Raw genomic sequence first — 18,277 nt, 5'->3', positions numbered from 1 at the left:
AAGTGCGGATGTACCCCCGTGTCGATGTGATCATCGCCGGTCAGCAGGCACCCGAGCCCGCGAAGACGCCGGAGCCTGTCGAGGTGCCCAACGACGAACCGAAGCCCAAGCCGGCCGTTCGGAAGAAGTGACCGCCGCGGTCACACCCTGGCTCGTCTGAGCCGTCCAGAAATCCACCGAGGTCGCGCAGATGCGCGACCTTCCGCATGTGAAGGAGCACACCATGGCGGCAGACGAAGCCGGCAACGACCTCGGGGCCGTCGGCGTCCCGATCACCGGACTCGCGGCGTTCGCGCCCGCGGAGACCGCGAACGTCATCCCGAAGGCGGACATGGCGGCCAGCCCGCTCGTCCTCCCGGCCGCATTCAAGCGCCTCGGCCTGTACAAGGCCGACGGGGGCCCCGCGCCCACCCGCGACCAGGACGAGGCGATCGAGTTCTTCCAGAAGGGCTACCAGCTCGCCGGCGACGGCACCCGTTCCGTCGCGATCACCCTCGCAGAGCAGAACGCCGCCGTGCAGCAGCTCATCGAGGGGCAGACGCCGGACGCGAACGGCGTCATCGAGGTGTCGTCCAACCTGCCCGACAACCGGTTCATCCTGCTCGTGGTCACGAAGTACCGCAACGGGAACGAGAAGCGGCAGCAGGGCGTCGCGTGGGTCAGCGCCGTCGAGCCGGACCAGCAGGAGCGCGGGTCCGTCGAGGGCGCCGCGGTCACGTTCACGTGGCTGGAGGACGAGCTGTTCAACGGCGCGCCGTTCTGGCAGTGGGGCCCGGCCAAGCCGGGCGCTGCGGCCGGCGCCTGACAGACCGCTGGCCGGGGTGCTATCGGGTCGCCCCGGCCAGCTCTAACCCGAACCCGAGAACCCCGATGAAGGAGGCCCACCGTGGCTGCACGCACTACCGAGCCCGAGTACGACTTCGACAGCTGGTCGGAGGAGGACGAGGCGAAAGCGATCGAGGCGCTCAAGCCCGACGTTCGCTACATCATCGTTGAGGAGTCGTTTGTCGGCCGCTTCCCCGACGGCGCCATCGTGAAGATGCCGCTGGAGGTCAGCCTCGATGACGTCGACGCCCTCGAGGGGCTCCCGCCCGTCGACCAGTTCAAGACCCTCCTGGGCCGCATCGGCGGGGACGAGGCGACGGCCGAGTTCACCCGGCACAGCCTCGCGGAGACCGCGGTGATGGCGGAGAAGTTCTTCCGCGTGTTCAGCCGCATCGCCAAGGCGTCACTCCCGGAATGATCGCCGTCGCCCGGATCATCCGGGAACGACGCCACACCGTCGCGCGCACACTGCGCGAGACGTTCGGCGTCGGTCTGTCCGATCTGGGCGACGGCCTCTCCTGGGGTGAAGCGAAGCTCCTCATCGAGGAAGCATCCGGCGACCCGTCCACCGCGCTCGGCGCGGAGCTCGCCGACTGGGCGTACCCGGCGAGCATGCCCGACCTCCTCACGCTGATCGCGCAGATCGGCAACGAGAAGGCCGCGCGGAAGGTCATGCCGTGGGTGATGCAGAGCCCGAAGCGGCAGGACGAGACGCGAGCGACCACCGACGAAATCGCAGCCGCTGAGGCGGAACTGGACTCCGGGATCGTCTTCGCGGAGTGACCGAGGGGGTGCTGATGTCGTCTGAGGTCGGCTCCGGTCACGTCAGCATCTTCCCGGTCCTCACCGGGTTCAAGTCGAGGGTCGCGAAGGAGACCCGCGACGCGGGCGCGCGCGGCGCGAAGACGTTCGAGGGCGGCTTCAAGGGCGCCGGCACCCGCGCGGGCCGCGCCCTCGGCCGCGACATGAAGCAGGCGCTCACCACGTCCGCGGGCGACGTCGGAGCGGCCGCGCTCGGCAAGCTGAAGTCCGAGGTCGCCTCGGCCGCATCCGCGCTGTCGAAGGCCCGGCTGAAGCAGCAGGACGAAGTCGGCAAGGTGCGCATCGCCGAGGTGCGGCTGCAGGAAGCGATAGCGAAGTCCGGCGCGGCATCCTCGCAGGCCGTGGCCGCGGAGGAGCGCCTCGCGGCCGCCCGCCGCCAGCACCTCGCCGCGACGGATACCGTCGTGGCGGCATCGAACCGGCTGAAGTCCGCGCAGGACGCCGTGAAGGGCGCCACTGACGCGGCCGCAGGGTCCGCGCAGCGCGGCGCTGGGCGCCTCGCCGGCTTCCGCTCCGCGGCGGCCGCGGGCCTCTCGGGCGTGGTCGGTGCGGCCCGGTCAGCGGGTAGCGCGATCGGGTCCGCCCTGTCGAGCGGGTTCGAGGCGGCGCAGACCGCTTCCGGCGTCGCCCTGGGCGTCATCGGCGCGAAGATCGGCTCGCTCGCCCCCGACGCCGTGCGCGCGTCGGACGCCGTGGACAAGTTCCGCAGCACCCTGAGCTTCGCCGGCATCGACACCGGCCAGATCGACGCCCTCACCGCGAGCACGCAGAAGTACGCCGACCAGACCGTCTACGAGCTGTCCGACATCCAGTCCGTGACCGCGCAGCTTGCGGCGAACAGCGTGAAGGACTTCGACCGGCTCGCCGAGGCGGGCGGCAACCTGAACGCCGTCGCCGGCGGCAACGCGGAGACGTTCAAGTCCGTCGGCATGGTGCTGACCCAGACCGCCGGTCAGGGGAAGCTGACGACGGAGAACTGGAACCAGCTCGCCGACGCCATCCCCGGCGCGGCCGGGAAGCTGCAGGACGCGCTGAAGAGCACTGGCGCGTACACGGGCAACTTCCGCGACGCGATGGCCGAGGGGCAGATCTCCGCCGAGGAGTTCAACGCCGCGATCCTCGACCTCGGCATGACCGACGTCGCTCGTGAGGCTGCGACCTCGACGAAGACCATCGAGGGCGCGATGGGCAACCTCGACGCCTCGATCACCGGCGGCCTGGTGAAGACCATCACCCCGCTGAAGCCCCTCATCACCGGCGCTCTGTCGGGCGCCGCGAACGGGTTCACCGCGTTCTTCGACCGCACCTCCAAGGGTGTCGAGGGGCTCGTGTCGCTCCTCGGCCGGGGCGACTTCACTGGCGCGTTCCGGGAAGCGTTCAACGTCGAGGAGGACGCCCCAATCGTGGGGCTCCTGCTAAAGGTGCGGGAGCTGGTGCTCCTGCTCACCACGGGCGACTTCACGAGCCGGTTCCGCGAGATGTTCAACGTCGAGGAGGACTCGGCCCTCGTCGGATTCCTCTTCGGCGTGCGGGACGCGTTCACAGCAGTCCGGGACGCGATTCCGAACATCGCCGGGCTCGTCGCCCCCCTCGTCGCCGCTCTCGGCGCGGGTGGGCTGGCGTCGATCGTCTCGAGCCTCGGCCCGCTCGGCGCGCTCCTGCCGGGCCTCGGCGGGGCGCTCGCCGCGCTCGGGTCGCCGCTCGGGATCGTCGCGGCCGGTCTCGCCGGGCTCGCGCTCTCGGGAGCGGACCTCGGCGGGCTCGTGTCCAGCGTGACGGGGCTGGTGTCGAATCTCGTCGCCGGGCTGCCCGCCCTCGTGCCGCAGATCACGGGCGCCGCGCTGACGCTCGTCCAGGCGCTCATCGCGGGGATCGTGTCGGCGCTGCCCACGATCATCACGGCCGCAGTGGGGCTGGTCACGTCGCTCATCCAGGGCATCGTGCTCGCCCTGCCGCTGCTCGTGCAGGCGGCCCTGCAGCTGGTCAACGGCCTGCTGACCGCGATCATCGCCGCTCTGCCCGTCATCATCGAGGGCGGCATCACGCTGCTCATGGCGGTGGTCACCGGGCTCATCACCGCGCTGCCGCTTCTGCTCGAGGCGGCGCTGCAGCTGGTCATGGGCCTGCTGTCGGCACTGGTGGCGAACCTGCCGATGCTGATCGAGGCGGGCATCCAGCTGCTGCTGGCGCTCACCCTCGGTCTGCTGAACGCGCTCCCGCAGCTGCTCGTCACAGCGGTGGAGCTCGTGGTGCGGCTCGTGGCCGGGCTGATCACGATGCTCCCTCAGCTGATCGAGGCGGGCATCACGCTCATCCTCGCGCTCATCGAGGGACTCATTACCGCGATCCCGCAGATCGTCGCGATGCTCCCGCAGATCGTCGACGCGATCTGGAACGGCCTGGCCGACATCGACTGGGCGCAGCTCGGGAAGGACATCGTGCAGGGCCTGATCGACGGGCTCGGCTCGATGATCGGGAACGTCGGCGATATGATCGGCGACCTCGCGTCGACGGCGTGGGACGGGTTCACCGACTTCTTCGGCATCCACTCCCCGTCGCGCCTCATGCGCGGCGCGGGTGTGAACCTCGTCGAGGGCGCTGTCGGCGGTGTCGAGGACGAGGCGCCCGCCTTCGGGGACTCGCTGGTGTCGATGGCGCGGAACGCGTCGGGAAAGGCGCAGCGGGCCATGGACGCCGTCTCCGCGACGGTGTCCGCCGCGGCCACTGTCAGCGGCTCTGCGGCGGCGAACGCCGGCAGCGGAGGCGGGTCGACGTTCATCCAGAACAACCAGTTCGCGCACGTCGACCCCGAGGTCGGCATCCAGGCCACCGGGCAGCGCCTGTCCGCTGTGGCTCGAAGGGCGGGTGTCCGATGACGGGAGGCATCCTCGAGATCCGGGCGGGTCGGGCAGTCATCCGCGGCTGCCCGACCCGCGACCGCGTCGAGGGCATCTTCGTGAAGCCGAACGGTTTCCAGGGGTGGGAAGGCATCACGGACCGCCGGCGCGAGCAGGTCGCGCGCGCCGTCGAGCACGGCGACCACGACGTGCCCGTCTACCTCGGTGCCCGTGTCCTGACGGTCGACGTGTGGATTATCGCGAAGACGGTCGACATGCTGCGGACGCTGTCGCAGATTCTCACCGGTGTGGGGGCTGACGGCGGCCGGCTGAAGGTCACCATCGATCATCAGGGGCAGGAGCTCCACGCGCTCGGGCGCACGCTCGTCGCGGAAGCGGAGGACCAGGGTGTCCGGCACGGCCGCTACCTGCGGTCGTCGGGGCAGTTGCAGTTCGTGTTCGCGGACCCGCGGAAGTACGGCGACGTCAAGACGGCACCAGAGACGGGGACGGCGACGAGCGCGCTCGCGTTCCAGTACGGGAACTTCCCCGCGCACCCGGTCATCGAGATCCCGAACGCACCGGCCGCATGGTCGGTGACGAGCCCGGGCGGGACGCTGCAGGTCAGCGGCGCGCCAGCGGGCGGGACGCACCGGTTCGACATGCGCACCGGCCGCCTGACCCGGAACGGCGTCGACGTCACCGACACAGCGACCGTGACCGGCGCGATCTGGGCAGTCCCCGTCGGGGCGTCCTGGGCGCACACCTTGTCGGCGCCCGGGCGGGTGCTGACGCCGACGACGTTCGTGTGAGGGGGTCGACGTGGCCGATCAGGAGACGTGGCTTTTCAACCTGCGCACGGGCGACCGGATCCGTAGGGTCTTCCCGTCCGAGCACACATGGTCGACCGATCTGCTCGGCAACGGAACCTCCGACGCTGTGTGGAAGACCGACGACGAGGAACGGCCAGTCACGAACGTGGCCGCCACGTTCCGGCCGAACGCGCGCGGCCTCGCCGTCATCGCGGGCGGCATCGTCCTCTACGCGGGGAAGATCGAGACCTACTCCCACGCCCGCGACGCGCAGACGCTCACCGTCTCCACGGTGGAGATCCGCATCGAGACGATGTGGCGGCTCACCTACGGCGTGAACCAGTACGAAAACGGCACCCTGACGATTACGAACAGGTCGGCGTCCGGCGCGGTGCGGGCGATCCTCGCGCGCATGATGCAGTGGTCCGCCGAGTGGGCACTGCCCATCGACCTCCCCGCCGACGGGTCCGGGACGATCTCGCAGACGTGGGAGTTCTGGCGGAAGCTGCGCATCTCCGACCTGCTGCAGCAGATCGAGGAGGAAGGGTTCGAGGTCTACTTCCGGCCCTACCTCGCCGGGGACCAGGTGCGCTTCCAGACGGTCGTCGCGTCGAAGATCATCCTCGGCCGGACGAAGTTCATCCTGCAGGCGCCGGAGATCCCGATCGAACACATCACGTACACGGTGGACGGGTCGAGCGAGGTCACCGGCGTGCAGGGTCTCGGCGACGGGATGGAGCAGGACCAGAAGGTCGCGTGGGCCGGGTCGACGACCGGGCAGGACATCATCGTGCGCGACACGAAGAAGGAGTACCCGGATCTCGTCGGCGACCGTCTCACGGCTGCGACTGAGGCGGGGCTGAGGGAGGACCAGGACCCGCTCGTGCAGTGGTCCATCGGCCAATTCCACATCAGCGACGAATGGTCGCCTGAGCACGCGCTCCCGGCCCGCGGCTGGTCGATCTACTCGCAGGGTGAGCCGGTCATTCCCGACGGGACGCACGAGCTGCGTGTCATCTCCGCGAAGGGCAAGGTCACGTCGCGGATCATCGAAGTGGAGGTGCAGCGTGCTGCGTGACCTCAAGGACGCATGGGGCTGGATCCAGCAGATCGTCCGCCGCATCGAGCGCCTCGAGTCCGGTGCCCAGCTGGGGAACTCGTCGATCACGAAGGGCCGCATGCGGTTCATCGGCGGCACCCTCCGCGTCGACTCTGGCGGGCGGGTGGAGATCGTCGGCTACCTCCAGGTCGAGGGCACCACGTCGATCACGGGCCCTGTGACGATCTCCGGGAACCTGAACGTCACGGGGGAGTGGCGGTTCTCTGGAAACGGTGCGATCACGGGCGACGTGGTCGCTGAGGGCAAGTGGACGCAGAACGGCGCGTGGGAGTTCAACGGTCCCGGCGACATCGCCGGCGACGTGGACGTCACGGGCGACCTCGATCTGACCGGCAACCTTGAGGTGCTCGGCGATGGGCGCATCAAGGTCGGCAACGTCCTCATCACGCCCGGTTCCGGCGGGAAGGTCACCGTCGGCGTGGGAGCCGCTCAGGTCGTCCTCGACGGCCAGACGGGAAAGGTCAATGCGGGGAAGCTCACCATCGACCCCACCGAGGGCGACGGCGCGATCATCTTCGACAACGGTGCGCAAGTCTTCTCGCACGACGACGGCGGACAGATCGAGATGTTCACCGGCGGCACGCACGTCACGCTGACGGAGACGCAAGTCGCGGTCTCGACATCGAGCCGCTCGCTGATCCTCGTGGAAGAGACGGATCCCAACATCGAGGAGGGCATCTACGTTGTCGGCGTCCCTGACGGAGCGGGCGGGCGATACCTCGGAGTTGACGACGACAACCGACTCGTCAAGCTCGCGAGCGGCGGGCCGGGAAACCCCGGCACACCGGGAGAGCCCGGCGACAACGCCGCCGGATACATCTACCCCGTCGACCCCAACGCCTGGACCCTAGGCGACGACTACGCCGCGCACGTCGCGCGAGGCTCCGCGGAACCGGGCATCGACTGGTGGTGCCCACCAGGGACGCCCATCTGGGCACCCGGCCCCGGGACCATCGTCGACACCTGGACCTCGACCTCGGGAGATGCGGGCCGCTACGTCACCCTTGTGACGGATGCCGGCGACTGGTTCCGGTTCCTCCACAACTCGACCATCGAGGTGAGCGTCGGGCAGACGGTCACGCAGGGGCAGGTCCTCGCGTACTCCGGCGGGTCCGGGAAGGGCAGCGAGGCGGGCTACGGGCCGCACACGCACGTCAGCTTCAAGCGCGGATACACGGGACTGTTCCCCGGCGCATCTGCTCTCGATGACTTCTACGCGTACATGCTCGCGGCTTAGTCGCAGACGTGGTACTCCGCATTCACGCGGAACTGGATGATCTGGTCCTCACTCGCTGAAGTGAAGCGATCGGTGGGGACGACGGGACCAGCGTTTGGTGTTGCACACACTTCGAATGCGGCATCGAGGATCTCTTGGCCAGTGAGTGCCAGCTCGGGTAGATCCCGCTGCGTGACCTCGATGAGGAACGCCTCACCCTCGCTGTACGTGGCCTGAGGTGTCGGCTCCGCGCTGGGCGCCGGCGTCTCTACCGCCTCTGGCGTCCCGGTCGGCGTTACCTCAGGCGTCGGCTCGGCCGTTGCGGACTGCACGGTGGTATCCGGGGTGCGCTGGTCCTGCGCGAGCGCGAACGCGCTGGCGGTGCCACCTCCGACGATGACGGCTGCGGCGGTGATGGTGGTCGCGAGAGTGGCGCGCTTCATGAGTTCTCCCGGGTGTAGGTGATGAGCGCTCGCCGGATGACGACGGACAGATTCTCGCCGTTCCGTTTGGCGGCTTCGTCGGCGGGCTTCCAAATGTCGTCCGCGACTCGGACCTTCCGGATGGGCGTTTCGCTCATGCCGCAATCGTAGGGCCACTGTGGCCACAAATGCAAGGGAGAGCGCATGGCTCTGGTGACCATCACCTACAACGCGTGGAACCACAACCGGGAGGTGATCCCGGCGTCGCGACAGCCTCGCGTTGGGTTCCGGCCCCTGCAGACGTCGTTCGCGAACGGTCTCATGACCAACCGGGAAGTGTGGGGGAGCCTCGACCCGACGACAGGCGCGGGATCCGTGCAGCTCGAGTCGACGGCGGGCCTGCTGTTCGTGCCGTTCATGGACTGGCTCACGGACGGCGCGACGAGCGAGAACGACCGGACGGGGTACTGCGAGTGGCGGGCGATCTTCCCCGGCAAGGGCGGACCCATCGAGGAGCTCCCACCGGCAGTGCACATCAACGGCGTGCTGTACGGGTGGGGGGCTCCGCCGGAGCAGCTGCACGACGTCGTCTACTTCGACCTCACCGGACCCAAGGTCCGGGTGTGGGGTCCTGAGGGAGGGAACGCCTGATGGCTCTGGTCTACTACGGCGAGTTCGATGCCGCGTCTGATCTGACGACCGCGGCGAACATCCGGCGCACAGCGTCGCACGCGCAGGTCGCAGTCGAAGAGCGCATCGGGCCGGTCGCGGCCGGGATCATCGCCGCGACGCCGACCGTCTCCCAGGCGGCGGCCGCGGGCGTCGCGCAGGCGATCGTCAACGCGAACCTCGTGGCGTCGCGCGCTGCGGCTTCCGGGTCCGCGCTCGAGATCGTGGACGACGCTGGGGTGGTCGTGTTCACCTCCGCGGCGTCGGGCGGCAGCGCCGGCGGCGACACGGACTTCAGCGAGACGCACCTCATCCCGGTGACCGGGCAGTCGAACGCCGTGGGTGTTCTCGCGTCCCCGATCGCACCGGGGAGCGCGGACCAGCTGCCGAATCTCTTCGCGATGCCGGCGCAGGGCGCCGGGGCCGGCACGCTCGTGCAGGCTTCCGAGCCGCTCGCGCATCCGGTCACCGCGCCGCAGGCGAACACGCGCGGCTTCGCGTTCGCGTTCGCCCGGTGGTACGCGTTGCAGCACCCGGACGTGCGCGTCGTGCTCGTCCCGTGCGCGGTGTCCGGCACTGGGTTCCGGTTCTCGTCGCCGAACACGTACTCGTGGGCGCCGGGCCGTGAGGGCGAAGCCGGGATCACGAACCTCTACCGCGCGGCGATCAACCGCGTCGCGGCGGCCGCGGCCCTCGTGGGCGGGACGGTGAAGGTGCCCGCGATCCTGTGGCACCAGATGGAGGCGGACGCCGTCGGCGGGATCACGGCCGGGCAGTACGCGGCCGACCTGGATGCGCTGATCGCGGGGTTCCGCATGTCGATGCCGAACGCGCAGGACGCGGTGTTCCTCGCCGGTCAGACGGTGTGGGAGTTCCGCAACGTGCGGCGCCCGGGAACGTACGCGCAGCTCGACGGTGTCCTGCAGTCCACGCCGAGCCGGGTGACGCGGACGGGCTTCGCGCCCGCGCCTGGTCAGGGGTACGCGAACTCGGACAACACGCACTTCACTGGCAAGGGCCAGTGGCTACTGCACAAGGCGTACATCGAGGCATACGAGAGCGCGCTCTACAACATCTAGGAGGCCCTGATGGCTGGCAAGACTCGCCTGGTCGTGGTGAACGCGGCGAACTACCACGACAATTTCGATGGCGCGGCGGGCAATGTCTCGGGGCGTGCAATGCCTCGCGGCGGGCTGACGTGGGGTCGTGGACGGCAGACAGGGTCGAACTCGGAGATCGTGCTGGACGGGTCGGGCCGGCTCCGCGCCGGCGCCTCGGGGTCGGGTGGCGCGATCGCGGTTGTCAACCCGGGGTCCGCGAAGGTCACTGCTGTCGCTCGGATCGCTGCGCTCGCCACCAGCCCGGTCCCGGCGCTCGTCTTCCGGGCCGTGGACGGCGACAACTACTACGGCCTGTTCCTCCGCTCGTCGAGCACCGTCCGCGAGTACAGCCTCTTCCGGCGTCTGGACGGACAACTCGGGAGCGTCATCGCGACGTCGGGTCGTGAGCCGCTCGTGGGGGACTTCCTGCGTGCCGAGGTCGAAGCGAGCGGGCGGGTGACCTGCTACGCGGGCCCCGCGGGCACCGATGAGCTGTTCTCAGCGTCGATGTCGTCGTTCCCGACGGCGACGCATGTCGGGATCTACGCCGACCAGTCCGACGTCACGACGTCGTTCGAGGAGTTCCGGGCGTACGTCTAGGACCCGTGGAACGGGTGGTCGCACTCGCACGGCAGCCCTGCGAGCCCTGACGTGTCGAGTTCGGGGGCGCGGCATTGGGCGGCGCGAGGTGTTCGCCCGAATAGGTGACGCGCCCAAACAACGACCACTGGGCTGCGGCCTGCTTCGACGCTCGAGTGTTCACAGGCCGGGCATGCTCCGGCGCGCAGCGCGACCGGCAATGCGGTGTCTGCGCTCGTGCTCATGCGGCACATCTTATCCAGCCTCACCTGAACCGGTGGGGCTTTCGCTTACCCCGGAAGGAGGCCCACCGTGGCCAAGACACTCACTCCTGAAGAGGAGGAGCAGATCGTGCAGGCACTCCTGGCATGGCGCGAAGCCGGCGAGGAGAACCCCACGATCCCCCTGTTCGATGACGTGGACGGTGACGGTGTCCCCGACTTCTACGGCCTCGACGGCGACGGGAAGCTGACCGTCGTATCCGGCGCGACGCTCGAGTCCAGCGTGTACGTGTCCGAAGGGGAGGACGCGTCATGACGACGATCACTCGCCCCTTCGCCCGCATCGACGGACTCCCCGTCGCGATTGGGATCGTGGAGAACGTGCTCGCCGCGAAGGCCTGGTTCCGCGGGGAGACCGGGTACGACCTCATCGTGTACAGCGCCATCCGCACGTACGACGATCAGGTCGCGATCTTCACCGCCCGGTACACGCGCACCCCGAACGGGCGGCGCGTGTACGACATCCGCACCTGGCAGGGCGTCCTCTGGTACCGGATCAGCGCCGCGGGGACGGTTGCCGCACCGGGCACGTCGAACCACGAGACGGGACGGTCCCTGGACCTCCGCGACTCCGGCCCTGACGCGGGTGTCGCATCGTCGTTCAGCTCCCCCCGCAACCAGCTCCTCTCCCAGAACGCGTCCCGCTTCGGACTGACTCACACGGGGAAGAACTTCGCGGAGCCGTGGCACTTCGAGGACCTCGGCATCTCTGACCCGTTCCTCGGGCAGGGGAAGCCGACGGCCATCGACCCCTCCGACCCCGGCCAGCCGATCAGCTCGAACGGGACACCGGCACCCGCCAGCACCGATACCACCACCGGCGACGCCGTCGCCTCGAACAAGGGAGACATCCTCGTGGAGACCTATCTTCTCGCCTCCGGCGACCAGCACTACGGCAAGGGCGATGTGTACTACACCCGCCCCGGCCTCAAGAAGAAGTTCACCAGCGTGGAAGACTACAACGCGTGGCGGGAGACGGTGAAGACCCTCCGCAACGCCGGCCAGACGACGATGATCATCCCGCCCACCATCACCGCGCTGAAGACGCTGGCCGACTGGCGCGTGAAGGCGATCCTCGACGCCAACGGAGTCTGACCCGTGCGCGCCCTGAAGCGTCTCGGGCGCGCGACGATCTGGCACAAGGACGCCATCCCCGCCAGTGAGGGGGAGCTCGCGCGGGACGTGAAGCGGTGGGTGCTTCCCCCCATCGACGCCCTGCTCATCCTGGGGAGCGCCGTCGGCCTGACCGGCGGGCTCCCCAGCGTCGCGATCGTCTACAACGAGGCCGTCTCCTACGCCGCGGCCGTCGCCGTACTCGTCTTCGCCGCCGCGTGCCTCGTCGGAGTGTCGTTCCCGAAGCTCTGGGTGCTGGAGTTCGCGTCGAAGTGCGGTCTCGTAGCCGTGCTCATCACGTACGCCGCCCTGCTCTTCGGGCTCGCGCTCGAAGGGAGCCAGTCCCGAGGGTTCGTCTCCGGTGTGACGGCTGCGTGCGCGGTGGTCCCGATGTGGCGGATCGTGTGGCTCCTCCGAGAGCGTCGACGGCGCGTGCGCGCCCGCCGGCTCGGGCAGGTGCTCGCCGCGCAGAGGGAGAGCTGATGGAGTGGCTCGCGATCGGAGGTCCAGCCCTCGGCCTCGCGGGCGTCGTGTTCGCCGCCTACATGGGCTGGCGGGGGAAGCGGCGAGAGACGGACGTTGCGGAGACGAACGCACAGCAGGCCGCGATCGCCGCCCGGTGGGATGACGCTTCCGAGCTGGCGAAGTACATCCGCGAGGAAGTCGAACGGCAGGTCGCCCCGATCAAGGCGGAGCTACAGCGGGTGAAGGACGAGTCTCACGAGATGCACGACGCCGTCCGGGCGCGGGAGACACAGCTGTGGCTGTGGGACCAGCGCGGTCGCCCCGGCGACCTCCCCATGCTTCCGGCTCCGATCCTGAAGCGCCTCGGTCTGGGCTACTTCGTCGAGGAACCAGAGAACAACAACTGACCCCGGGAGGGATCATCATGAAGACCAACCTCACCAGCGCCGCATGGTGGCGCGACGCGGGCCTGCGGGCCCTGTACACGGCGATCGCAGTCGCCATCCCGTACCTCGGCGCGACGCTCGTCGCGGACGTGCCGTGGTTCGCCGCACTGTCCGCCGCTCTGCTCGGCGCGATCTTCTCACTCGCGACGTCGCTCGCCGGGCTCCCCGAGTCCGCAGGTGTGGACCTGCCGTGGTGGCTCGCCGCGATCGAGCGGGTGGTGAAGACGTTCGCGCAGTCCCTCGCCGCCGGCCTCGTGGGCGCCGTGTTCATCACCGACGTCGACTGGGGCGTCGTGCTGCAGGCGGCCGTGATGTCCGCGCTGCTGTCGTTCCTGCGCCTGATACTCGCGACCCTCCCGCAGGACCCGACGCCGGCGCCCGCATCCGGTGGGCCGGTGATCATCCAGAATCTGCCGAAGGTGTCGCCTGAGGTGGTCGCGCCCGCCGCCGCGAAGTACCTCGGCCTAGACCGCGACGGTCACATCGTGCAGGCGCCGGCCGACGACGACGAGCCGCCCCTCACCAAGCCCTGACGACCACATCACTCGCCCCTCCCAGCCTGGCCGCCGGGAGGGGCTTCCGCCTGAGGAGGCGCTATGGCTGACATTCCCGAGAGCCTCGACTGGGGCATCGTCAAGGGCCGCATCGGCAAGATCATCACCGACACGGTCGACGAGGGACGCGCGCCGAACGTGGCGGACCTGACGGTGACCGTCACCCTCGTCCCGTCGCAGCGGTGGATCCGAGTCCTCGGTGAGGACGGCGGCATCTTCTACCTCGACGACGTCGTGTGCCCCGTGGTCGACGGGCTGCTGGTCGACCCGGAGACGAACGAGCCCGGGGTGTCGGTCATCGCGTACGCGCAGCCGAACGCGGTCCCGAACTTCGTGCAGTGGACGGCGACGATAGACGCCGAGGGCGTGAAGGCGGACCTGGACCCGGTCACGTTCAACGTTGCAGGCGGCGGCGTGACGACGAACCTCGAGGAGCAGTTCGGGGCGGAAGGGGAGCTGCCGTACGCCCTCGTCGTGTCGACGGAGGAACGCGAGCTCGCGGAGGCCGCGGCGGCGAAGTCGAAGCAGTACCGGGATGAAGCGGCCGTCGCGATGCAGAACGCGCAGGCCGCAGCCCAGCTCGCTGACGGGTCGGCGATCCTCGGGGAAGACGGGAAGGTCCGCGAGGAGGTGCTCCCCGAAGAGCTCACTCCGGCTGGACTATCCACCCAGATTGATGAGGCGGTGGCGGCAGCTGGCCCGTTCGGGTTCCTCGCGCAGGTCTACGCAGGCTTCAACCAGATTACCTACGGGCACAGCTTCCTCGCGGAGCAGGGCCTTGCCGACGTGACGGCGCACTGGGCTCGCCGGTTCGCGGCCGCGTTCGGACTCACCTACCCGACCAGCCAGGGCGGCACGGCGAACGACCTCAAGCGGGCCGTGGGCGGTTCCGAGGTGCAGGACTCCGCGGCCCGCGTTCTCAACACAGCCCCGTACGTGCCCGGGTCGGGGCAGCTCGTGGTCGTGGAGAACCTCATCAACACGGCTCGGAAGAACGGCGCGGTGGCACTCGACCTCACCGCGGCGCGGAACGCGATGCGCGCCATGATGGCAGCGCTGAACGCTTCGGCGAAGACCGAGGAGACAGACGCGGCGATCACGTACTCCGCGGGAACGTGGACGAACGGCACCGTCACGACCGCGTCCGGAGGCGGCGTGAAGTCCAACAGTGGCACGGGGGCGTACTTCGAGTTCACCGCACCTCTCACAGACGCGTACGTGCTCAGCGTCGCCCGAGGCGCGGGCACCGCCGGCGCGACCATCACCATCACCGACCAGAACACCGGGACCACGCTGGACAGCCTCGACCTGTCCAACCAGGCGCTCGGAACGACGGGACCGTTCGCATGGCGCATCCCCGCCTCCGCGCGCGGCCACGTCGTACGGTTCACGCGCACGGGCGGAACGTCGATCTACTTCGACGCGCTGCTCACCCAGTCACTCACCCCGCCGCCGGTGCTGTGGATGAAGGAGCCCTACCTGGGCGACTACTCCTACAGCACAACCTTCCCGAACGGGTCGGATGCGGCGCTCGACGCGTTCAACGCACTGGTCGACGAGGTGGCCGCGGAGTTCCCGAACGTGATCGTCGCGGACCCGCAGAAGGCTGGGTACTGGACGAAGGCCAAGGCGCTCCCCGGAGTCGATGGGGCTCTCGTGCAGGCGGACGGCGTCCACCCGAGTGCGGAGGGTGGGCAGGCCCTGTTCCTCACCGCTCGCGACGCGCTCCTGGCCTACATGACACGGCGGGCGGTGCAGGTCAGCCTCGTAGCGGGGACGACCGCGGGCGGAGAGGTAGCGGAGACGTTCGACCTGCGCACTGATCCTGGCCTCGTGGCGTTCTACGACAGCGCTTCGCTGTCCGCGTTGGCAGATGGGGCGCAGGTGGCTACGTGGACGCCGAGCGCGGGTATCGAGACTGTGGCGCTCGCACGGAGCGCGACGGCCGAACGTCCCGTCATGTCCACGGGGGCGGTGTATGGCGGGAAGCGGGCGCTCCTGTTCGATGGCGTCGATGACGACATGGCTGCGACGCTGGCGGCTTCCTACTCTGGCGCGCAGACGGTGCTGGTGATCGGTGCGATTACGAACGCTGACGGGTGCGCGGTTTCGCTCAGCGGCTCGGGTGTCGCCACCAACCTCTACTCCGAGGCGGGAACGGCACTCGTGGCAGCGCCCGGGAGCAGCGGTCAGACCCTGTCGGCGGCGTTCACGCCCGGGGCCAGCTACCTGCGCCTCGGGATCGTCGCGAACGGGGCCACGAGCGCCATGTACATCGACGGTTCGAAGAGCTCGGGCACCCTCGGTGCGGCGGTCGGCGGCAACGTGCTCCGACTCGGGGAGACGAACGTCGCCACGAAGCGCCTCACGGGCGGCATTGTCGCGCTCGCTCTGTTCGAGCGCGCACTGACGGACGCTGAGGTGGACGCAGCGTTCACGCAGATGCTCGCCTGACGTACCCACCTATCCGCACAGATACTCGAACCGCCCCTCCTGGGTGAGCTACTGACGCCACACGGCGGCAGGCTCCCCGGGAGGGGCGTCTCGACGTGTGTGTAGGCTCGCTGGCATGGCCAGGAAGGGCGACAGGCACAAGAACGCCAAGAAGGCGAGCAAGCTCTTGGCCACGCAACCGATTGAGGCCCTATACGAGGCTCCATCTGGCTTCGACGTGGAGGAGATCACGATCCCCGTCGACCTCATTTGCGGCTGCCGGATCGTGCAGCGCGACTGCTACCAAAATCACCTGCTCGTGCAGTTCGCGATCATGTGGATCACCCGCGACGCATTGGGTCGCTGGGTGGAGCAGTACTCATGCGACTCGCAGCACGGCTACTTCCACGAGCATCTGACGGGGCACCGCAAGAACGATGACAGGCGGAACATCAGCGCCTTGCGCTCCCAGGTCGACGTGCAAGAATGCTTCGACAGGGCGTACGATCTCGTGCACGATCGTCACGACAACTACTGCCGAGGTGGATGGCGATGAACACTCACAGTCTCGCAACGCGACGGGTCATGAAGACCGTAGCGCGTCGCTCCGCTGTCGAGCCGCTGCCTGTGCGTCTCTCCGATGGCTCGACTCCCGTCGTGGTTGCCCTCCCTGAGGACACGCTTGGCTCCGTTGCGACTCGCGTCAACGGCTTTGGCGGGGAAGCGAATGTATTCGTCGCCTTCCCGGAAAAGCTCACGCTTATCGACTTCCGCGTGAGCAAGCATGAGGGCGAAACCATTGAGCAGCTCGCACAATCGACGACGTCGATGGCGATGTATGTGGACTACCTCTACCTCAATCCTTCGCGTCCGTCGACGATCACTGTGGACATCGGCACCGACGCGATCGCGCCCTCAGTCATGAACATCTCCTACGCGTTCTGAACGTACAAGCCGCCCCTCTCTCGACTCCGGTCGAGGGAGGGGCGGCTTCGTCGTGCTCGGGCTATCCGTAGTTCTCGTCGAGAGAACCGGCGGCGTGCAGGGCTATCAACCGGTCGATCTCCTGGGTGATCTCACGAGCGTGGTTCTGATCCTCGATCCGGATCCGCCCCTTGTGTCCAGCCGCCTCCGCGAGGGCCGTCTCGATAGCGGTCTTGAGTCTGTTGTGTGCAGCTTCGCGCTTGTCCATGTGATCATCATGGCCTGCGTGTGCTCAGGGGTGGTCGGCGTCGGCGCGCGGTGTCTCGTGGCGTCCAGCGCCTCGCCGCGCCTGTCCGACGGGTATCCACTCCTCAACGCCGGGAATGCGCCGCAGCCCGTCACAGAGCCCCCGGGTGTCGTCGTTCTCGTAGTACCCGATCCACGTCCCGACCTCGCGGGCGAGGATGTCCAATGTGTGAGATTGGAGCCGCCGTGGCCAATGCTACTGCGCACACCCCTGCCCGAAACGACATCGCCGCGCTCGCGCGTGACGCGTACCTCGCCCGGTACGACGGAGCCACCCGGCAGCTGTACGCCGCCGACCTCCGCGTCTACTTCACCTGGTGCGCTGCCGCCGGCGTCGACCCGATGGCCGCCCGACGTCCGCACCTCGAGCTGTTCATCCAGCACTTGCTCGAAGACCGCGGCAACAAGCCTTCCTCCGTCATCCGACGGATGAAGCCTGTCCGTGGCTTCTATCAGCTCGCCGTCGCTGACGAGCTCATCGACCGCGACCCGACCGTGCTGCTCCGCCTTCCGAAGGTGCACGAGGACCCGGAGGCCATCGCCACCCTCACACCCGAGCAGGTGAAGACCCTTCTGCGCGTCGCGATCGACACCTCACCCGCGCACGCCGCGCTCGTCGGCCTCATGTCGATGCTCGGGCTCCGCGTGTCCGAAGCGTGCGCCGTGCGCGTCGAGGACTTCCGTGAGGACGACCTCGGGTACGTCGTCCTCCGCACCGTCCGCAAGGGCGGGAAGATCCGCGTGAAGCCGATCCCCGTCCCGCTACTGCGCATCATCCAGCGCGCCGCCGGCGACCGCACCAGTGGTCCGCTCATCCTCACCCGCGCCGGGAAGCAGCAGACCCGCGCCGGCGCGTACGACTGGACCAAGCGCCTCCTCCGCAAAGCCGACCTCCCGGAGAACGCCCACCCGCACACCCTCCGCCACGCCGCCGTCACCGCGGTCATCGACGCCGGCGCCACCCTCATCGAAGCGCAGGAGTTCGCCGACCACGCCGACCCGCGCACGACGCTGCACTACTACCGGAACCGGGGGAATCTCGACCAGCACGCCGCGCACCTCGCCGCCCGCGCTTTCGCCGTGAGCAGCTGACGAGGGCGGAGGGTGTCCGAGGCCGCCCGTAGCCTCGCCGGGTGGGTAGCAACAGACCGCCGTCGGACGGCTCAATCGAACGGGCGCTCGCGCAGCGCCGGCCGGTGACGCTGCCGGTGCAGGCGTACGGCGGCCGCGTGGAGTGGGCGAAGCGCCCGCTTCCGGTGTGGGCATGGGTGCAGTGGACCGGGTCGTGCTGATCGAGTTCACGCGGGAGCCGGGTGGCACGCATCAGATCGTGGTGTGGCGGAACGCCGTTAC

Annotated in this window: 25 protein-coding genes; 21 read left to right on the top strand and 4 right to left on the bottom strand. The window is 68.9% G+C overall.

Annotated features, from left to right (window positions below):
* Positions 1 to 8 precede the first annotated feature (8 nt).
* From QWJ90_RS01315 to QWJ90_RS01280, 8 genes are all read left to right on the top strand, one after another.
* Positions 9 to 131, top strand: a complete 123-nt coding sequence (locus tag QWJ90_RS01315) for a hypothetical protein (protein WP_290105782.1) — start codon at positions 9 to 11, stop codon at positions 129 to 131.
* A gap of 92 nt (positions 132 to 223) precedes the next feature.
* Entirely contained in the window at positions 224 to 805 is a 582-nt protein-coding gene (locus tag QWJ90_RS01310) for a hypothetical protein (protein WP_290105781.1), read from the top strand.
* 81 nt (positions 806 to 886) lie between these two features.
* Positions 887 to 1,243: a hypothetical protein gene (locus tag QWJ90_RS01305; RefSeq protein WP_290105780.1), complete on the top strand. Its 357-nt coding sequence runs from the start codon at positions 887 to 889 to the stop codon at positions 1,241 to 1,243.
* Positions 1,240 to 1,608: a hypothetical protein gene (locus QWJ90_RS01300; RefSeq protein ID WP_290105779.1), complete on the top strand. Its 369-nt coding sequence runs from the start codon at positions 1,240 to 1,242 to the stop codon at positions 1,606 to 1,608. The genes QWJ90_RS01305 and QWJ90_RS01300 overlap by 4 nt, the downstream gene beginning before the upstream one ends.
* A gap of 14 nt (positions 1,609 to 1,622) precedes the next feature.
* The gene (locus tag QWJ90_RS01295; protein WP_290105778.1) at positions 1,623 to 4,523 is read left to right on the top strand and encodes a tape measure protein; all 2,901 of its coding nucleotides are present in this window, start codon (positions 1,623 to 1,625) and stop codon (positions 4,521 to 4,523) included.
* Positions 4,520 to 5,296 (top strand): hypothetical protein, encoded by a 777-nt coding sequence (locus tag QWJ90_RS01290; RefSeq protein ID WP_290105777.1) that lies wholly within the window; start codon positions 4,520 to 4,522, stop codon positions 5,294 to 5,296. Before QWJ90_RS01295 ends, QWJ90_RS01290 begins: the two co-directional genes overlap by 4 nt.
* 10 nt (positions 5,297 to 5,306) lie before the next feature.
* Positions 5,307 to 6,374, top strand: a complete 1,068-nt coding sequence (locus tag QWJ90_RS01285; RefSeq protein WP_290105776.1) for a hypothetical protein — start codon at positions 5,307 to 5,309, stop codon at positions 6,372 to 6,374.
* Complete coding sequence (locus QWJ90_RS01280; RefSeq protein WP_290105775.1) at positions 6,364 to 7,653, top strand: M23 family metallopeptidase; 1,290 nt, start codon at positions 6,364 to 6,366, stop codon at positions 7,651 to 7,653. Before QWJ90_RS01285 ends, QWJ90_RS01280 begins: the two co-directional genes overlap by 11 nt.
* Here QWJ90_RS01280 and QWJ90_RS01275 read toward each other — a convergent pair.
* Complete coding sequence (locus tag QWJ90_RS01275) at positions 7,650 to 8,075, bottom strand: hypothetical protein (protein ID WP_290105774.1); 426 nt, start codon at positions 8,073 to 8,075, stop codon at positions 7,650 to 7,652. The genes QWJ90_RS01280 and QWJ90_RS01275 overlap by 4 nt on opposite strands.
* The gene (locus tag QWJ90_RS01270; protein ID WP_290105773.1) at positions 8,072 to 8,212 is read right to left on the bottom strand and encodes a hypothetical protein; all 141 of its coding nucleotides are present in this window, start codon (positions 8,210 to 8,212) and stop codon (positions 8,072 to 8,074) included. The genes QWJ90_RS01275 and QWJ90_RS01270 overlap by 4 nt, the downstream gene beginning before the upstream one ends.
* Positions 8,213 to 8,258: 46 nt before the next feature.
* Between QWJ90_RS01270 and QWJ90_RS01265 the strand changes: the two genes are divergently transcribed.
* The 11 genes from QWJ90_RS01265 (at position 8,259) to QWJ90_RS01215 (ending at position 16,639) form a co-directional block, all read left to right on the top strand.
* Complete coding sequence (locus tag QWJ90_RS01265; RefSeq protein ID WP_290105772.1) at positions 8,259 to 8,705, top strand: hypothetical protein; 447 nt, start codon at positions 8,259 to 8,261, stop codon at positions 8,703 to 8,705.
* Complete coding sequence (locus QWJ90_RS01260) at positions 8,705 to 9,802, top strand: sialate O-acetylesterase (RefSeq protein WP_290105771.1); 1,098 nt, start codon at positions 8,705 to 8,707, stop codon at positions 9,800 to 9,802. Before QWJ90_RS01265 ends, QWJ90_RS01260 begins: the two co-directional genes overlap by 1 nt.
* 9 nt (positions 9,803 to 9,811) lie before the next feature.
* On the top strand, positions 9,812 to 10,423 hold the full coding sequence (locus QWJ90_RS01255) for a hypothetical protein (protein ID WP_290105770.1): 612 nt from the start codon (positions 9,812 to 9,814) through the stop codon (positions 10,421 to 10,423).
* A 291-nt stretch (positions 10,424 to 10,714) separates the two neighbouring features.
* Positions 10,715 to 10,939: a hypothetical protein gene (locus QWJ90_RS01250; RefSeq protein WP_290105769.1), complete on the top strand. Its 225-nt coding sequence runs from the start codon at positions 10,715 to 10,717 to the stop codon at positions 10,937 to 10,939.
* A complete protein-coding gene (locus QWJ90_RS01245; protein WP_290105768.1) occupies positions 10,936 to 11,778 on the top strand; it encodes a M15 family metallopeptidase in 843 nt (280 codons plus the stop codon). The genes QWJ90_RS01250 and QWJ90_RS01245 overlap by 4 nt, the downstream gene beginning before the upstream one ends.
* A 3-nt stretch (positions 11,779 to 11,781) precedes the next feature.
* Positions 11,782 to 12,279, top strand: a complete 498-nt coding sequence (locus QWJ90_RS01240; RefSeq protein ID WP_290105767.1) for a hypothetical protein — start codon at positions 11,782 to 11,784, stop codon at positions 12,277 to 12,279.
* A complete protein-coding gene (locus QWJ90_RS01235) occupies positions 12,279 to 12,668 on the top strand; it encodes a hypothetical protein (protein ID WP_290105766.1) in 390 nt (129 codons plus the stop codon). The genes QWJ90_RS01240 and QWJ90_RS01235 overlap by 1 nt, the downstream gene beginning before the upstream one ends.
* A gap of 17 nt (positions 12,669 to 12,685) precedes the next feature.
* A complete protein-coding gene (locus QWJ90_RS01230) occupies positions 12,686 to 13,240 on the top strand; it encodes a holin (protein WP_290105765.1) in 555 nt (184 codons plus the stop codon).
* Positions 13,241 to 13,303: 63 nt separating this feature from the next.
* Positions 13,304 to 15,715, top strand: coding sequence for a hypothetical protein (locus QWJ90_RS01225; RefSeq protein ID WP_290105764.1), 2,412 nt, complete (start codon positions 13,304 to 13,306; stop codon positions 15,713 to 15,715).
* 115 nt (positions 15,716 to 15,830) lie between these two features.
* Complete coding sequence (locus QWJ90_RS01220; protein ID WP_290105763.1) at positions 15,831 to 16,250, top strand: hypothetical protein; 420 nt, start codon at positions 15,831 to 15,833, stop codon at positions 16,248 to 16,250.
* A 29-nt stretch (positions 16,251 to 16,279) separates the two neighbouring features.
* Positions 16,280 to 16,639 (top strand): hypothetical protein, encoded by a 360-nt coding sequence (locus QWJ90_RS01215; protein WP_290105762.1) that lies wholly within the window; start codon positions 16,280 to 16,282, stop codon positions 16,637 to 16,639.
* Between the two features lie 61 nt (positions 16,640 to 16,700).
* Here the strand turns inward: QWJ90_RS01215 and QWJ90_RS01210 are convergent, their stop codons facing one another.
* Both QWJ90_RS01210 and QWJ90_RS01205 read right to left on the bottom strand, forming a co-directional pair.
* Complete coding sequence (locus QWJ90_RS01210; protein ID WP_290105761.1) at positions 16,701 to 16,886, bottom strand: hypothetical protein; 186 nt, start codon at positions 16,884 to 16,886, stop codon at positions 16,701 to 16,703.
* Between the two features lie 24 nt (positions 16,887 to 16,910).
* Positions 16,911 to 17,090 (bottom strand): hypothetical protein, encoded by a 180-nt coding sequence (locus QWJ90_RS01205; protein WP_290105760.1) that lies wholly within the window; start codon positions 17,088 to 17,090, stop codon positions 16,911 to 16,913.
* Between the two features lie 20 nt (positions 17,091 to 17,110).
* On the opposite strand from QWJ90_RS01205, the gene QWJ90_RS01200 reads away from it, so the two are divergent.
* Together QWJ90_RS01200 and QWJ90_RS01195 are read left to right on the top strand one after the other, a co-directional pair.
* Complete coding sequence (locus QWJ90_RS01200; RefSeq protein ID WP_290105759.1) at positions 17,111 to 18,016, top strand: tyrosine-type recombinase/integrase; 906 nt, start codon at positions 17,111 to 17,113, stop codon at positions 18,014 to 18,016.
* 41 nt (positions 18,017 to 18,057) lie between these two features.
* Complete coding sequence (locus QWJ90_RS01195; RefSeq protein WP_290105758.1) at positions 18,058 to 18,216, top strand: hypothetical protein; 159 nt, start codon at positions 18,058 to 18,060, stop codon at positions 18,214 to 18,216.
* Positions 18,217 to 18,277: the final 61 nt, after the last annotated feature.

Origin of the sequence: Microbacterium oryzae (genome assembly GCF_030406385.1) — a bacterium.
GTDB lineage: Bacteria > Actinomycetota > Actinomycetes > Actinomycetales > Microbacteriaceae > Microbacterium > Microbacterium oryzae_A.
The sequence above is the reverse complement of the archived record's forward strand: the minus strand, read 5'-3'. Positions and strand labels throughout refer to the sequence as shown.

Coding starts and splice junctions, on each gene's coding strand:
- QWJ90_RS01235 (WP_290105766.1), top strand. CDS start 12,279: ATGGAGTGGCTCGCGATCGGAGGTCCAGCCCTCGGCCTCGCGGGCGTC.
- QWJ90_RS01310 (WP_290105781.1), top strand. CDS start 224: ATGGCGGCAGACGAAGCCGGCAACGACCTCGGGGCCGTCGGCGTCCCG.
- QWJ90_RS01275 (WP_290105774.1), bottom strand. CDS start 8,075: ATGAAGCGCGCCACTCTCGCGACCACCATCACCGCCGCAGCCGTCATC.
- QWJ90_RS01215 (WP_290105762.1), top strand. CDS start 16,280: ATGAAGACCGTAGCGCGTCGCTCCGCTGTCGAGCCGCTGCCTGTGCGT.
- QWJ90_RS01295 (WP_290105778.1), top strand. CDS start 1,623: ATGTCGTCTGAGGTCGGCTCCGGTCACGTCAGCATCTTCCCGGTCCTC.
- QWJ90_RS01210 (WP_290105761.1), bottom strand. CDS start 16,886: ATGGACAAGCGCGAAGCTGCACACAACAGACTCAAGACCGCTATCGAG.
- QWJ90_RS01230 (WP_290105765.1), top strand. CDS start 12,686: ATGAAGACCAACCTCACCAGCGCCGCATGGTGGCGCGACGCGGGCCTG.
- QWJ90_RS01300 (WP_290105779.1), top strand. CDS start 1,240: ATGATCGCCGTCGCCCGGATCATCCGGGAACGACGCCACACCGTCGCG.
- QWJ90_RS01315 (WP_290105782.1), top strand. CDS start 9: ATGTACCCCCGTGTCGATGTGATCATCGCCGGTCAGCAGGCACCCGAG.
- QWJ90_RS01245 (WP_290105768.1), top strand. CDS start 10,936: ATGACGACGATCACTCGCCCCTTCGCCCGCATCGACGGACTCCCCGTC.
- QWJ90_RS01265 (WP_290105772.1), top strand. CDS start 8,259: ATGGCTCTGGTGACCATCACCTACAACGCGTGGAACCACAACCGGGAG.
- QWJ90_RS01270 (WP_290105773.1), bottom strand. CDS start 8,212: ATGAGCGAAACGCCCATCCGGAAGGTCCGAGTCGCGGACGACATTTGG.
- QWJ90_RS01260 (WP_290105771.1), top strand. CDS start 8,705: ATGGCTCTGGTCTACTACGGCGAGTTCGATGCCGCGTCTGATCTGACG.
- QWJ90_RS01220 (WP_290105763.1), top strand. CDS start 15,831: ATGGCCAGGAAGGGCGACAGGCACAAGAACGCCAAGAAGGCGAGCAAG.
- QWJ90_RS01225 (WP_290105764.1), top strand. CDS start 13,304: ATGGCTGACATTCCCGAGAGCCTCGACTGGGGCATCGTCAAGGGCCGC.
- QWJ90_RS01255 (WP_290105770.1), top strand. CDS start 9,812: ATGGCTGGCAAGACTCGCCTGGTCGTGGTGAACGCGGCGAACTACCAC.
- QWJ90_RS01290 (WP_290105777.1), top strand. CDS start 4,520: ATGACGGGAGGCATCCTCGAGATCCGGGCGGGTCGGGCAGTCATCCGC.